The sequence below is a fragment of the Castellaniella sp. genome (genome assembly GCF_041677825.1).
Classification (GTDB): Bacteria; Pseudomonadota; Gammaproteobacteria; order Burkholderiales; family Burkholderiaceae_B; genus Castellaniella.
Genome location: NZ_JBAYPG010000007.1, coordinates 22,565 through 35,457, shown reverse-complemented (window position 1 = coordinate 35,457; position 12,893 = coordinate 22,565). Strand labels below are relative to the sequence as shown.

The window sequence follows — 12,893 nt, the reverse complement described above, 5'->3', positions numbered from 1 at the left end:
CCTCGCGATGCCTCGCGGGGCACCCTTCCAGACACGGAAGGATTGTTCGCGCAGCCAACTTGAAGCGCTTCATTTTCGTCCGTGAGCAAATTATTGCGATAAGCAAACACCTTGTCAATGAGCGAGCCGTCCGTACAAACCCGTAAGAGTGCGCGCCGCCCCACGCTGGCGGATGTCGCGCGCCTGGCCGGTGTGTCGCTGGGCAGCGCCTCGCGGGCGCTCTCCAATCCGGCCCAGGTCAGGCCCCGGACGCTGCAGGCCGTGAACCAGGCCGTGGCGCAGCTGGGGTACATCCGCGACGGTGCCGCACGGGCCCTGGCGTCGCGGCGCACCCAGACCATCGCCGCGGTATACCCGACGCTGAACAACCCGATCTTCGCCCACTCCACGCACTCCATCCAGCAGACGCTCTGGTCGCTGGGCTACCAGTTGCTGATCGTCAGCCACGAATACCACGCCGAAGACGAGGCCGCGTTCATCCGCACCGCGCTCGAGCGCGGCATCGACGGCCTGATCATGGTCGGTACTGACCACCCGGCTTCGGTGTACGCGATGCTGGACCAGTACCAGCTGCCCTATGTCCTGACCTGGTCGGTCGACGAAAGCCCGCACCCGTACTGCGTGGGGGTCTCGAACTTCGATACGGCCCATCTGCTGGCAAGCAAGGCCCTGGCCCTGGGGCACCGGCACCTGGGCATCTGCGGCGGCGACATCACGCGCAACGAACGGGCCCGCTGCCGGCGCAAGGGCATCCTGGCGGCGGTCGCCGAGGCGGGGGCCGAGGTGCGCGACGAATGGATCGTCGAGTTCCCGTTCTCCTACGATGGCGGGCGGGCGGCGATCCGGCATTACTGGGCCCTGGCGCAGCGGCCATCGGTGATTCTCTTTGGCACCGACCTGCTCGCCATGGGGGCGCTGGACGAGTGCCGCCGCATGGGCGTGCGCGTGCCCGACGAAATCTCCCTGATCGGCTTCGACGGCATCGAAGAGGCCGCCATGCTGCAGCCGGCGCTGACCACGGTGCGCGTGCCCGCGCCCGAGATCGGCCGCCGCGCCGCAGAACTCATCGTCCGGCTCGTCGAGGGCCAGCCCGTGGCGCCGACCGTGCCCATGCAGGCCGTCTTCGTGCCCGGCGAGAGCCTGGGGCCGCCGGCAATGATCGCAGTGGGGGGATGAACGCGATGCGGTGCATGACCAGGGGGTGGTGAGCGATGCGTAGGGCACCGGGACGGATAGGTCTGACCCTGTTGCCCTACGGGATATTGATCGCGGGGCGCTGGATTTTGACCATGTATTTCGATGGTCATGCCCAGACGCTTTTGCAGGCGTTTGTACCTTTCCTGTTTTCTCTGCTGCTGTTCTACGTGGTGGCCATTTTCATCCACCCTCTGTGGGCGGCCTGCGTCAGCCTGGGCCTGGAAATGTTGCTGTTGCAGGCCGGTCAAATCAAGATCGAGAAAATCGGTGACCCAGTCACGGCGCGGGATCTGCTGGATATCGGCCAGGCGTTTTCGCTCACGGGATATGCCCCGGTCAGCTTGTACGTTACTGCAGGCCTGACCCTGCTGGCGTTGGTGCTGGGCTGGAAGTATCGTCGACGCGGCTGGCGCGAGCTGGCTGGGCGCCTGCCACTGGCTCTGCCCATGTTTCTACTGGTCTGGGTGTATGCGGGGGCCGAAGGACATGTTGCTCAGGCGGCGCGCGAGGCGCTGTGCCGCATGAGCATTTGCTACTACAGCTGGAACCCGGTGGGCAATGTTCAGGCCAACGGGGTTCTGGCTCATGTGCTCATGACGGCGGAAGCCGTGCAGGTTCCTCAGCCCGGTCCCCACGATTTCTATGTGCATCAGGCGCCTTTGGTGCTGAAGCCCGATCGGCCCGATGTGATGATGATCCTGTGCGAGTCTTGCTTCACTACGTCGGATGACCGGTTCCGGACGGCACTGCACGCGCTCGATCGCCATGGTTTCGATCCGTTTGTATTGCTCAGCCCCGTGTATGGCGGCAATACCCCAGAAGCCGAATTTGAAACCCTGACGGGGCTTTCATCGGCTGTATTTCCGGGGGTGGATTACCAGGATTTTCATGATCTTTATCGCCCGGATGCGCGGACCCTGGCGCGTCGCTTTGTCGATGCCGGCTATACAACCCTGAGTTTGCACAATTTTCACGCCAGCTTCTGGAAGCGCAATCGCGTGCTGCCCAGGTTTGGCTTTCAGCGTTCCATATTCATCGAAGACATGGATACGACTGGCATGCCGGCCGACAGCTGGCCACCGGACGGCATCCTGTACCGGCAGGCCCTCAAGGAATATGACGCACTCCCGCCGAATCAGCCCGTGTTCATGTATTTGCTGACCATGTATTCGCATGGCGATTATGTGCCTGAAACGGGTGACTTCGGGGAAGCGGATTACCGCCGTCGGCTGGCGTCTGCCGTCGATGACCTGCTGGCCTTCCTCGACGCGATCGAGGCGGCGGCGCGCAAAAAAGGGCGCCCGCTGGCCGTCGTCATCTTCGGTGACCACAAGCCGTCCCTGACGGGCGTGTTTCAGCGTCGGCACGTTTTACCCGCGGATTTGTTCAGTTCCGTTCCTGAAGCGGGTACGGTTCCGCGCTTCGTGCTGCAACCTTCTTACCCTCTGTGGAAAGCGCGCGCCCGCATCAATGCTTATGTTCGCCTGCCCGACCCAGCGGCGTCAGCGGCGCTGGCCCGGCGGCTGAACGACAAGCCCATGTTCTGCCTGGCGTCCGAATTGAGTGCATTGACAGAGGGCGAGGATGATGCCTTCTGGATGGCCGTGAATGCCATTTGCCAACGCTCTGACGATGAGTTAGCTGCTGAAACGGGCAACGCCTGGGCACGCTATTTTCCCAAGCCTGTCTATGCCGAACGCCTGTTCTGAACGATCGTCTTGCTATCTTGCGGCCTGGGGTTGGCCGCCTGATTGCAGCGCGTTCAGGATTTCCCGCTCCAGTTGGCCCGTGGCCACGCAGCGGGTGGCCTTGTCGAAGCCCGGGAAGCGCCCCTGGGCCTTGCTGGTGAAGGCGATGGTATCGGTGATGGCCGGGTAGTCGCGCTGGGTGGCGTTGCGGATCTGCACCGTGCGGGTGAGTTTGTACTCTACCTGGACGCTGGCGCGCGTCTGTGCCTTGCCCACTGCATCCAGGTGTACCTGCACCGTGCTCAGCAGGGCCATGCGGCGGTTCACGTCGTAGATGTTGCCGCGCATCAGCTGCTCGTAGGTCTGCTGCCCGGCTGCAGCCGGAAAGGTGTAGGTGCGCACGATCTTGTCGCGGCCCGTGGCCACCATGGACTGCACGTCACCGCAGTCCACGTACTGCTGCGGCAGGCCCGCCACCTGCAGCGTGATGCTGGCCGTGGCGGGGTCGGCCTGCAGGATGCGGTAGCCGTGTCTTTCCAGTGCCTGCAGGGCGTGGGCCCAGCCCGCTTGCAGGCCGTACGGCAAGAGCACGCTGCCGGCCTGAGCAGCCGGTACGGCCGGGCCGGTGTATGTCAGGCGGCCGGCGCAACCCGCCAGCAGGCCAGCCAGCAGGGCGAACAGGGCAAGGCGGCGTATCATGGCGGCTCCCCGGGGCCTGGTCCAAAGGCGACAGCTTAGACCAGACGCAACGGAGCTGCAATTGTCGGCCAGATCGGATGTCGGCCAGATCGGATGTCGGCCAGATCGGATCACCCCTTGCCTTTCCATGGGTATGCTTGATCTTGGTCAACAGAACGGTTTGAAGAACGGCCGGAAAGTGTTGTTTTTCGGGGGATGCATGCAGACTTGCATGCGGTATGTTGACAGGGCTTGGGTATAATAGGCCCATTGCCAGGGCCTTCAGGCCTGCCCGTCACGGGTGCCTGAGCCCGTTTTTAATGTTTGTTTCATACAGGAGCCGTGCTCATGTTTACCACAGCGTGTCGCAAAGTCTATGTTGCTGCCCAAAACCTCAAGGACGACGCGCGCGGCGTGTCAGCGATTGAATATGCCATTCTGGCTGCGGTGATTATCGTGGCAGTGGTTACGGGTTTGAGTATGTTTGGTAACAGCATCAAGGATATTTTCAATACGGCTCAAGGCGCACTTAATAATGTATCGTAATAATAATTGGATTTATTTTCAGTTTTATTGAATGGAGCTTCTGCCCTCGCTAGATTGCTGATTCCAGTGTGCACATCTTTTTTTTGCTGGCCTCAGCAGTTATTTTGGCTTACCTAACCACCACTGACCTGCGATTCCGGCGCCTGCCGAATCGCTGGGTCGTGGTTCTTGCCGTGCTGTATCCAGTCCATGCCCTGCTGGCGCCACAAACCGGCTGGCCGGTCGTGGGCTGGCATGTGCTGACGGGCCTTCTGGCCTTCGTCCTGCTGTTCATCCTGTACGTGCTGGGCGCCATGGGCGGCGGCGACGTCAAGCTGGGCGCGGCGGTATACCTGTGGGCCGGGCCGGCGCTGGCCCTGCCGGTCACGGTGATCGTGGCCTGGCTGGGCGGGCTGCTGGCGATTGCGGGCTGGCTGGTCGACCGGCCAGGCCTGCAGCGCTTTACGAATCGACCCTGGCGCAGCATGAGTAACGCGCTTTCTGCTCGCAGGGGGGTACCCTACGGGGTGGCCCTGGCTGTCGGTGGCCTGTTCGTGCTCTGGCGGCACGTTCCACTCTAGGGATCGCCTGAACCCATGTCCTCCGTTCTCAAGTTTGTCCTGATCCTGCTGGCGGCCACCGTGCTGGCGATCGGCGCGCGCATTCTGTATGTCAACAGCCAGGCCCCCAAACAGGTGGCTGATCCCGAGGTGCGCCTGCTGGCGGTGGCCGGTGACGTGCCCGCGGGCCTGTTGCTGCGCGAGGCCGACCTGGCGTGGCAGGCCACGCCCAAGTCGCAGGTGCCCAAGAACGCACTGGTCGAGGGTACTGCACAGGCCGATGTGGCGGGTGCGCTGTTGCGCAACAGGCTCGAAGCGGGCAGCCTGTTGAAGAGCACCGACATCATCCGGCCGGATGCGCCGGGGTTTCTGGCCGCGGCGCTCAAGCCCGGCATGCTGGCGGTGTCGGTGCCGGTCAATGACGTCTCGGGCAATGCCGGCCTGATCCAGCCCGGTGACTATGTGGACATGATTCTCACCCAGCACCTGGGCGGGCGCGGTGATTTCGATCGCGGCGAGAAGCAGGTGGTCAGCGAAACCGTGGTCGAGCAGGTGCGCGTGATTGCCGTGGGCTCCAGTTTCCAGCGCAGTTCCGAGGGCAACGAGCCCAGCCGGGCGCGCACGATCACCATCGAAGTGCGCCCGCGCATTGCCGAAGCGGTGACGGTGGCCTCCGAACTGGGCAGCCTGTCGCTGGCCTTGCGCAGCTTTGCCAAGGCCGACCGCGACGCGGCCGCGCAGGACGAAGAAGCCTCGGTGCCGGCCTGGGATGGCCAGCACGATGACGCGCGCGGGCCGATATGGGGCAGTGACGTGTCTCGCGCCCGGCAGAACGCCCGTGGTGAGCCCGCAGCCGCGGCGCCGGCCCCGGTGGCGGCCGAGCCCGCTGCCCAGGCAACGCCCAAAAATCCTGCGCGAGCCACTATCATACGGGGGATGGACAGCCAGACCGTGGAGTTGAATCCCGATGCATGACAAGCGTTCGATCCGGCTTTATCCCGCGCTGGCCCTGCTGCTCGGGGCCATGGGCCTGCCCGGGGCCGCCCTGGCGCTGACCCTGGCCATTGGCGCAGGCGACATGCTCAGCATCCCGGGGGCGCGCACGGTGTTCGTGGCCGACCCGACCATTGCCGACGTGCAGATTCCTGCCGAGCAGCGGGGCGAGCAGCTGACCGTGCTGGTCATGGGCAAGCGCGCGGGCACCACAACCTTGTACGCCCTGGATGGCGAAGGCCGGCAGCTGCGCCACGAGGCCATCGTGGTGCGCCACAACCTGGCCGAGCTGCAGCAGATCCTGCGCCAGCGCTTTCCGGCCCTGCGCCTGGGGCTCGAATCGGCACCGGGCACGCTCATGGTCACCGGCTCGGCCCCCAACCCCGAAACGGTAGAGGCCATTGCGCGCACGATCCAGCCGTATCTGGGCGAAAACGACAAGCTCATCAACCGCATCGGCATCGACAGCCCGACCCAGGTGTACCTGCGCGTGCGGGTCACCGAAATGTCCAAGGCCATCACGCAGAAGCTGGGCATCAACTGGAACGTGGTCGCCACCCCGGGCCAGTTCGTCACCGGCCTGATCGGCGGGCGCACCTTCTACGATGGCGCGGGCGGCTATATCGCCGCCAGCGAAGGCTATTCGCTGCTGGGCGGCTATTCCAAGACCGGGGCGCCGGCCCAGGCCATGATCGACATGCTGGATCGCGAGAACCTGATCACCGTGCTGGCCGAACCCAACCTGACGGCGGTCTCGGGGCAGACGGCCAGTTTCCTGGCGGGCGGCGAATTCCCCGTGCCGGTCAAGCAAGACAAAGACACGATGAGCATCGAGTTCAAGCCCTTTGGCGTGTCGCTCGATTTCACGCCCACGGTGCTGGCCGATGACCGCATCAGCCTGAAGGTGCGCCCCGAGATCAGCGAGCTCGACCCGTCGGCCAGCATCGTCATGGATGGTCTGTCGATCCCGGGCATCCGCGTGCGGCGCGTCGAAACCACGGTCGAGGTCGCCAGCGGGCAAAGTTTCGCCATCGGCGGCCTGTTGCAGAACAACATCACCGACCAGCTCGACAGGATCCCGGGCCTGGGCAGCCTGCCGGTGCTGGGCGCGCTGTTTTCCTCGGCCGACTACCGCAATCACAAGAGCGAGCTGGTGGTCATCGTCACGCCGTATCTGGTGCGGCCCACCAGCCCGGATCAGCTGACCTCGCCGGTGGCCAGCATGCGGGCCAACAACGACATCGAGTACATACTGGGCCAGAGCATTGGCTATGATCCCCTGAAGGGGGCGGTGCCGCGCCTGAGCGGCACGGCAGGCTTTGTGTACTGAGGGGGCGGCATGAACGAGCAGATCCGTCGCGGGCAGGTCCGCAGCCTGCGTATCCTGGCAAGTGCCGGCCTGGTGCTGGGGCTGGCCGCCTGCGCCTTTCCGCAGCGCGACTACAGCCTGGTGCCGGATGCCAACGTCATCCAGGTGCAGTTGCAGGACGGCCGTTGGGTGGCGCTGCCGCCGCAGTGCAACACCCTGTATCCCGAGGCGCCGCGTTCCCTGTACGACAGCCGGCCCCAGGTCGCCTATGGCTGCGCCACGTACACCAATCTCGCCAACAGCGTGGCCAACCCGCGCGACCTCGTGCAGCCGGCGCCCTACGCGGGCCAGCAGGCCGACAACGCGGCGGCCGCGGTCACGCGCTATCGCGAGAATCAGGTCACCCCGCTCAAGGAAACCCGAACCACCAAGTCCGGGCAATAAAAGAGAATCCCCATGGCCACCGCCGCCAAAGTCAGAGACACCGACCGCCTGTATGCTTTTGTGGCCTTCCTGGAAGACAGGCACAGCCAGGAAGAAATGCAGCGGGTCATGGATGCCGACACGGTCAGCGATACCCTGGTGGCGCCGGGCGGGGTCGACGCGGCCATTGCCTGGCTGCAGAAGCAGAACAAGTCGCCCCAGCGGCTGCTGGTGGATATCTCGACCTCCGAGCGGGCCCTCGATGACCTCGACCGGCTGGCCGATGCCTGCGATCCGTCGGTGCTGGTCTACGTGGTGGGCGAGCGCAACGACGTCGGGCTGTATCGCAATCTGCTGGCGCGCGGCGTGCAGGATTATCTGGTCAAGCCCCTGGGGGTCGAGCTGATCCGCCGCCTGCTGATCCAGGAGAAGTCCAATGTACGGCGCAGCCGGCATGGCCGCTGCGTGGCCATCATGGGCACGCGCGGCGGGGTGGGCGTCTCCAGCGTGGCGGCCCATCTGGCGCGCGCCCTGGGGCAGGGCGGGGTACGCCGCCGCGTGGTGTACGTGGACCTGAACCCGTTCGATGGCTGCGGCGCCGGTATTCTCGGGTGCCCGGGCGGCACCGCGCTGCTCGACATCCTGGGCAACATCGACCGGCTCGATCATCAGTATCTCGAACGTACCCTGGCGCAGGCCGGGCCCAACCTGTTCGTGCTGGCCGCCGAGCTCGACTATTCCGACGAGTTCCTGCCCTCGGCCGATGCCTTGCGCCGGCTGCTCGAAGCGCTGACGCAGTATTTTCATTATGTGGTGGTCGATGTCCCCAGCCGCCGGGGTGCGCTGGTCAACGAGGTGCTCTTGCGCGCCTCGCTGGTGGGCCTGCTGGCCGATCCTTCGGTGCATTCCGCGCGCACGCTGGCGCGCCTGGCCCGGCACATCGAAGCGCGCCCCAATCCGCCTACCGTACTGCCGGTGCTCAACCACCCCTGGGCCCCGGGCCGCAGCCAGGTGCAGGATGCGGATTTCAAGGATGTCAGCACGCACCCCATCCGCGTGAGCATCGCCCACGATGCCAAGGGGCCGGCGCTGGCCGAGAACCTGGGCCAGGAATTGCCCTCGGGCAGCGAATTCGCCCGCGGTGTGCAGGCGCTGGCGGCACTGGTCACGGGTGAAGCCCTGAAAGCGTCCGGCTCGTCGTGGTGGCGCCGTCTGTTCAGGGGGCGCGCATGAATTTCGGCCGACGAAAACCCGAGCCCGCGCCGGTCGAACCGCAAGGCCGGTCATCGGCGCCTGTCGCGGACCATGTGCCGGGCGAATCCGTCGAACTGGCGGGCCACAGCGCCGGCAGCCCGGTGCCGGCGCACGAGGGCGGCAATCCGGCCGAGGCCGTACCGTTGGCGCAGCGCAGCCGGGCCAGCCAGACAGATGCCGCCCAGGAACCCTCCGAGCCGGTCACGTCGCTGTTGCGCTCGAATGTGCTGGGTTCATCCACGCCTTTGCGGTTCAACGAATCGGTGGTGCGCTCCGAGCATTACGGGCACATCCGCCAGGCGGTGTTCGGCACCATAGACGTATCCACTGCGCTGTCGCAATCGGCCGAGGCCATGCGTACCGAGGTCGATGCCATCATCGACGAGACGGTGCGCAGCGAAAATCTCCCGGTGACCCTGTCCGAGCAGCGGCTGATGCGCCAGGAGATCCTGCACGACATGTTCGGGGTGGGGCCCATCGAGCCCCTGCTGCAGGACGAGAGCGTGAGCGACATCATGGTCAATGGGCCGGATCAGGTCTATGTAGAGCGCTACGGCAAGCTCGAACTCACGCCGCTGAAATTCCGCGACAACGCGCACGTGGTCAATGTGGCGCAGCGCATCGCCTCGACCATTGGGCGGCGGGTGGACGAAAGCAGCCCCATGGTGGATGCGCGCCTGCCCGACGGCAGCCGGGTCAACGTGGTGCTGCCGCCGCTGGCCATCGACGGCGCCTCGATCTCGATTCGCAAGTTCTCGCGCAAGGACCTGACCCTGCAGCGCCTGGCGGCGCGCGGCAGCCTGTCGTCGGCCATGTCCCGGGTGCTCGAGATCGCCGCCTCCTGCCGCATGAACATCATTGTCTCGGGCGGCACGGGGTCGGGCAAGACGACCCTGCTCAATGCCTTGTCGCGGCATATCTCGGTCGATGAGCGCATCGTCACCATCGAGGATGCGGCCGAGCTGCAACTGCAGCAGCCGCACGTGGTGCGGCTCGAGACCCGGCCGCGCAACCTCGAGGGCCTGGGCCAGATCACCCAGGGCGATCTGGTGCGCAACTCGCTGCGCATGCGCCCGGACCGCATCATTCTGGGCGAGACGCGCGGCCCCGAGGCCCTCGACGTGCTGCAGGCGATGAACACCGGGCACGACGGCTCGATGACCACGCTGCACGCCAACAGCCCGCGCGATGCGATCACCCGCCTGGAAAGCATGGTGATGATGGCCAATGGCAATCTGCCGCTGTTCACCATCCGGCGCCAGATCGCCAGCGCGGTCAATCTCATCGTGCAGGTCGAGCGCATGCGCGATGGCAGCCGCAAGGTCACCAGCATCGTCGAACTGGCCGGCATGGAAGGCGAGGTCATCGTCACCCAGGAACTGTTCCACTTCACCTACGATGCCAGCTCGTTCGACGAGGAAGTGCGCGGCACGTACGACACGACGGGCCTGCGCCCGCTGTTTGCCGACCGGGCCCGCTATTTCGGCATGGAAAACGCGCTGGTGGAGGCGATGCGGCCATGAACCGGATCGATGCCATCACCCTGATCATCTTTGTATCGGTCATTTTGGTGGGGCTGAGCGTGCTGGTGTTCATGGACATGTGGCGCAAGCGCCCGAGCAACCTGCTGCGCCAGCGCCTGCACAGCGTGAGCGGGCGCGGCGGCAGTGAAAGCCGCGAGCGGCTGCTGCAGAATCTGCAGCGCGCGCAGATCGAAGCGCGCCGGCGCAAGCGCCGCGAGGCCATGGGCGGCCTGGGCTACCACCTGAACCGCCTGGATACCGTGGCCGGCAGCAAGGGGGTCCGCATTCTGGGTCTGTTGATGCTGGGGCTGGTCGCGCTGGGGCTGCTGCTGCTGGCCACGGGCATTCTGCCGCGGGTGCTCTGGGTGGCGCTGCTGGCCGTGCTGGTGGTGCCGCTGCTGGTGGGCGCCTGGCTGTACCGCTGGCTCATCAACCGGTTCAGCCGGCGCTTTCTCAACCAGATGGCCGATGCCATGGGCATGATCGTGCGCGCCAGCCAGGCCGGCATCCCGGTCACACAATCCATCCACAACGTGGGCTTGCAGTTCGAAGCGCCATTGGGGGCCGAATTCCTGCGCATGGGCAACAGCCTGCTGCTGGGCGAAGATCTCGAAGACGTGCTCGACAAGGCGGTGCGCCGCATCGAACTGCCCGACTTCACGTTCTTCTCGGTGTGCGTGCTGCTGCAGCGCGAGTCGGGCGGCTCGATCGCCGAGGCGCTGGAAAACCTCTCGGCCATCATTCGCGCGCGGCGCGACCTGCAGCTCAAGGCCCGCGCGCTCACTGCCGAAGGGCGGCTGTCGGGGCAGATGCTGTCGGCCATCCCCTTTGTCATCGCCGGCCTGCTCTATGCCAGCAATCCGCAGTACATCGAGATGCTGTTCATCACCGACGGCGGGCGCAAGCTGCTGTGGGTGGCGGGGGGCATGCTGCTGGTGGGCATTCTGTCCATCCGCCATATCGCCAACCTGAGGGTGTGAGGCATGACGGATACGGCCATCTGGCTCAACGCCTCGCTCATCCTGCTGATCCTCATGGGTGCCGGAATTTACCTGTATGGCCGCTCCAACCAGCGCCAGCGGCTGCGTGAGCGGGCGGTGGCCGAGATCGAGCGCCGCGGCGCGGCGCTCGATCAGCGCCGTGGCCTGGCGCAGGTACGCAGCGGGAGCGTGGGTTTCCTGCTGCATCTGGGCACCATGCTGCCCATGCTGAGCGCGACGCAGCGTGCCGAATCCAGCACCAAGCTGATGGCCGCCGGCTACCGCTCGAGCCAGGCGATGTTCGTGCTCATGGGCACCATCGTGCTCAGCGTGCTGGGCACCATGGCACTGACGGCCTGGCTGGCCGAGCCCTGGCTGGCCGAGCGCGGTGCCGCCGCCTGGCTGGCGGCCCTGCTGGTGGCCGCCTACCTGGGCAGCCTGTTGCCGCGCCTGGTGCTCGATCGGCTCGTCAGCCGGCGCCAGGAAGCGATCCGCCTGGCCTTGCCCGATGCACTGGACCTGATGGTCATCTGCACCAATGCCGGGCTGGCCCTGAATGCCGCCCTGGATCGCGTGGCCGACGAGATGACCGAGGTGTCCCCCGAACTGGCCGACGAGCTCAAGCTCACCGCCACGGAACTCAAGCTCAGCAGCGATGTCGAAAGAGTGTTGAATGGTCTGGCCAACCGCACCAACATCGAGGGCATGCGCACGCTGGTGAGCACGTTCCTGCAGGCGCGCCAGTATGGCACGGCAATCACCCAGGCGTTGCGCATCCTGGCGCGTTCAGAGCGCACGGCGCGCATGATGCGCCTGGAAGAGAAAGCGGCCAAGCTGTCGGTCAAGATGTCGGTGCCGATGATGCTGTTCATCCTGCCCACGGTCATCATCGTGGGGGCGGGTCCGGCCATCCTGAACCTGATGAAGTTTTTCGCCTCCCAATGAGGCAAGGCAGCCAGAGCGCATGTCCATGATCCTGCATCCCGTCCGACCGCTGTTCCTCAGCGCCCTGCTGCTGGCGCTGGCCGCCTGTGCGCCGCTGCGCAGCGCGCTGAATACCGAAGTGCGACCCGTCAGCCCGGCCATGGACGAGGCCGCGCTGGCGGCAGGTGAACTGCGCATTGCCGCGAGCGCCCTGCAAAGCGGCGATCTGGACGTGGCGCAGTCCCTGTATCGCGAATTGAGCGAGTCCCACCCGGGCCAGACCGCGGTGTGGATGGGCCTGGGCAATACCTATTTTCTTCAGGCCAATTACGAAGCGGCGCGCACGGCCTACGAGCGCGCGGCGCAACGCTCGCCCGATCTGCCCGAGGCGCAATTGGCGCTGGCGCGCGTCGATGTGCGCGTGCGGGCCTTCGACGAGGCCCGGGCCCGTTACCAGCGCATTCTGGCCCAGGCGCCGGATGACCCGGTAGCGCTTGCAGGGCTCGGGGTGGTCTACGACCTGACCGGCCAGCATGACCTGGCCCAGCAGACCTATCGCAAGGGCCTGGCCGTGCACAAGCAGGATGAAGTCCTGCGCACCAACCTGGGGCTGTCGCTGGCGCTCAGCGGCAAGCCGCGCGAGGCGGTGAACATGCTGCTGGGCTATGATGGGGTGGCCAGTGGCCTGCCGCAGCGCCGCGACAACCTGGCGCTGGCCTACGGTCTGCTCGGGCGCGAAGATGCCGCAGAGAACATCCTGCTCACCTATCAGCCGCGCGGCCAGGTGCAGGACAATCTGGCCTTCTATCGCTATCTGCGCGAACATATCAAGTAGCGTG

The 12,893-nt window shown here is 65.6% G+C and carries 13 protein-coding genes; 12 read left to right on the top strand and 1 reads right to left on the bottom strand.

Features of this window, described 5'->3' with window-relative positions; translation table 11 throughout:
- Positions 1-117: 117 nt before the first annotated feature.
- Complete coding sequence (locus tag WCY17_RS04720; protein ID WP_372701016.1) at positions 118-1,176, top strand: LacI family DNA-binding transcriptional regulator; 1,059 nt, start codon at positions 118-120, stop codon at positions 1,174-1,176.
- 113 nt (positions 1,177-1,289) lie between these two features.
- Complete coding sequence (locus WCY17_RS04715) at positions 1,290-2,906, top strand: LTA synthase family protein (RefSeq protein WP_372701015.1); 1,617 nt, start codon at positions 1,290-1,292, stop codon at positions 2,904-2,906.
- A 12-nt stretch (positions 2,907-2,918) separates the two neighbouring features.
- Here the strand turns inward: WCY17_RS04715 and WCY17_RS04710 are convergent, their stop codons facing one another.
- Positions 2,919-3,584, bottom strand: coding sequence for a hypothetical protein (locus WCY17_RS04710; protein WP_372701014.1), 666 nt, complete (start codon positions 3,582-3,584; stop codon positions 2,919-2,921).
- Positions 3,585-3,911: 327 nt separating this feature from the next.
- Between WCY17_RS04710 and WCY17_RS04705 the strand changes: the two genes are divergently transcribed.
- From WCY17_RS04705 to WCY17_RS04660, 10 genes are all read left to right on the top strand, one after another.
- A complete protein-coding gene (locus tag WCY17_RS04705; protein WP_372701013.1) occupies positions 3,912-4,109 on the top strand; it encodes a Flp family type IVb pilin in 198 nt (65 codons plus the stop codon).
- Between the two features lie 68 nt (positions 4,110-4,177).
- Entirely contained in the window at positions 4,178-4,669 is a 492-nt protein-coding gene (locus WCY17_RS04700; protein ID WP_372701012.1) for a prepilin peptidase, read from the top strand.
- Positions 4,670-4,684: 15 nt separating this feature from the next.
- A complete protein-coding gene (cpaB, locus tag WCY17_RS04695) occupies positions 4,685-5,623 on the top strand; it encodes a Flp pilus assembly protein CpaB (protein ID WP_372701011.1) in 939 nt (312 codons plus the stop codon).
- Positions 5,616-6,971, top strand: coding sequence for a type II and III secretion system protein family protein (locus WCY17_RS04690; RefSeq protein WP_372701010.1), 1,356 nt, complete (start codon positions 5,616-5,618; stop codon positions 6,969-6,971). The genes cpaB and WCY17_RS04690 overlap by 8 nt, the downstream gene beginning before the upstream one ends.
- Before the next feature lie 9 nt (positions 6,972-6,980).
- The gene (locus tag WCY17_RS04685) at positions 6,981-7,394 is read left to right on the top strand and encodes a CpaD family pilus assembly lipoprotein (protein ID WP_372701009.1); all 414 of its coding nucleotides are present in this window, start codon (positions 6,981-6,983) and stop codon (positions 7,392-7,394) included.
- Between the two features lie 12 nt (positions 7,395-7,406).
- Positions 7,407-8,606: a CpaE family protein gene (locus tag WCY17_RS04680; protein WP_372701008.1), complete on the top strand. Its 1,200-nt coding sequence runs from the start codon at positions 7,407-7,409 to the stop codon at positions 8,604-8,606.
- Entirely contained in the window at positions 8,603-10,150 is a 1,548-nt protein-coding gene (locus WCY17_RS04675; RefSeq protein ID WP_372701007.1) for a CpaF family protein, read from the top strand. The genes WCY17_RS04680 and WCY17_RS04675 overlap by 4 nt, the downstream gene beginning before the upstream one ends.
- A complete protein-coding gene (locus WCY17_RS04670; protein ID WP_372701006.1) occupies positions 10,147-11,130 on the top strand; it encodes a type II secretion system F family protein in 984 nt (327 codons plus the stop codon). Before WCY17_RS04675 ends, WCY17_RS04670 begins: the two co-directional genes overlap by 4 nt.
- A gap of 3 nt (positions 11,131-11,133) precedes the next feature.
- Positions 11,134-12,075 carry a type II secretion system F family protein gene (locus tag WCY17_RS04665; RefSeq protein WP_372701005.1) on the top strand — a complete coding sequence of 314 codons (942 nt, stop codon included), beginning with the start codon at positions 11,134-11,136 and terminating at the stop codon, positions 12,073-12,075.
- 25 nt (positions 12,076-12,100) lie between these two features.
- A complete protein-coding gene (locus WCY17_RS04660) occupies positions 12,101-12,889 on the top strand; it encodes a tetratricopeptide repeat protein (RefSeq protein ID WP_372701004.1) in 789 nt (262 codons plus the stop codon).
- Positions 12,890-12,893: the final 4 nt, after the last annotated feature.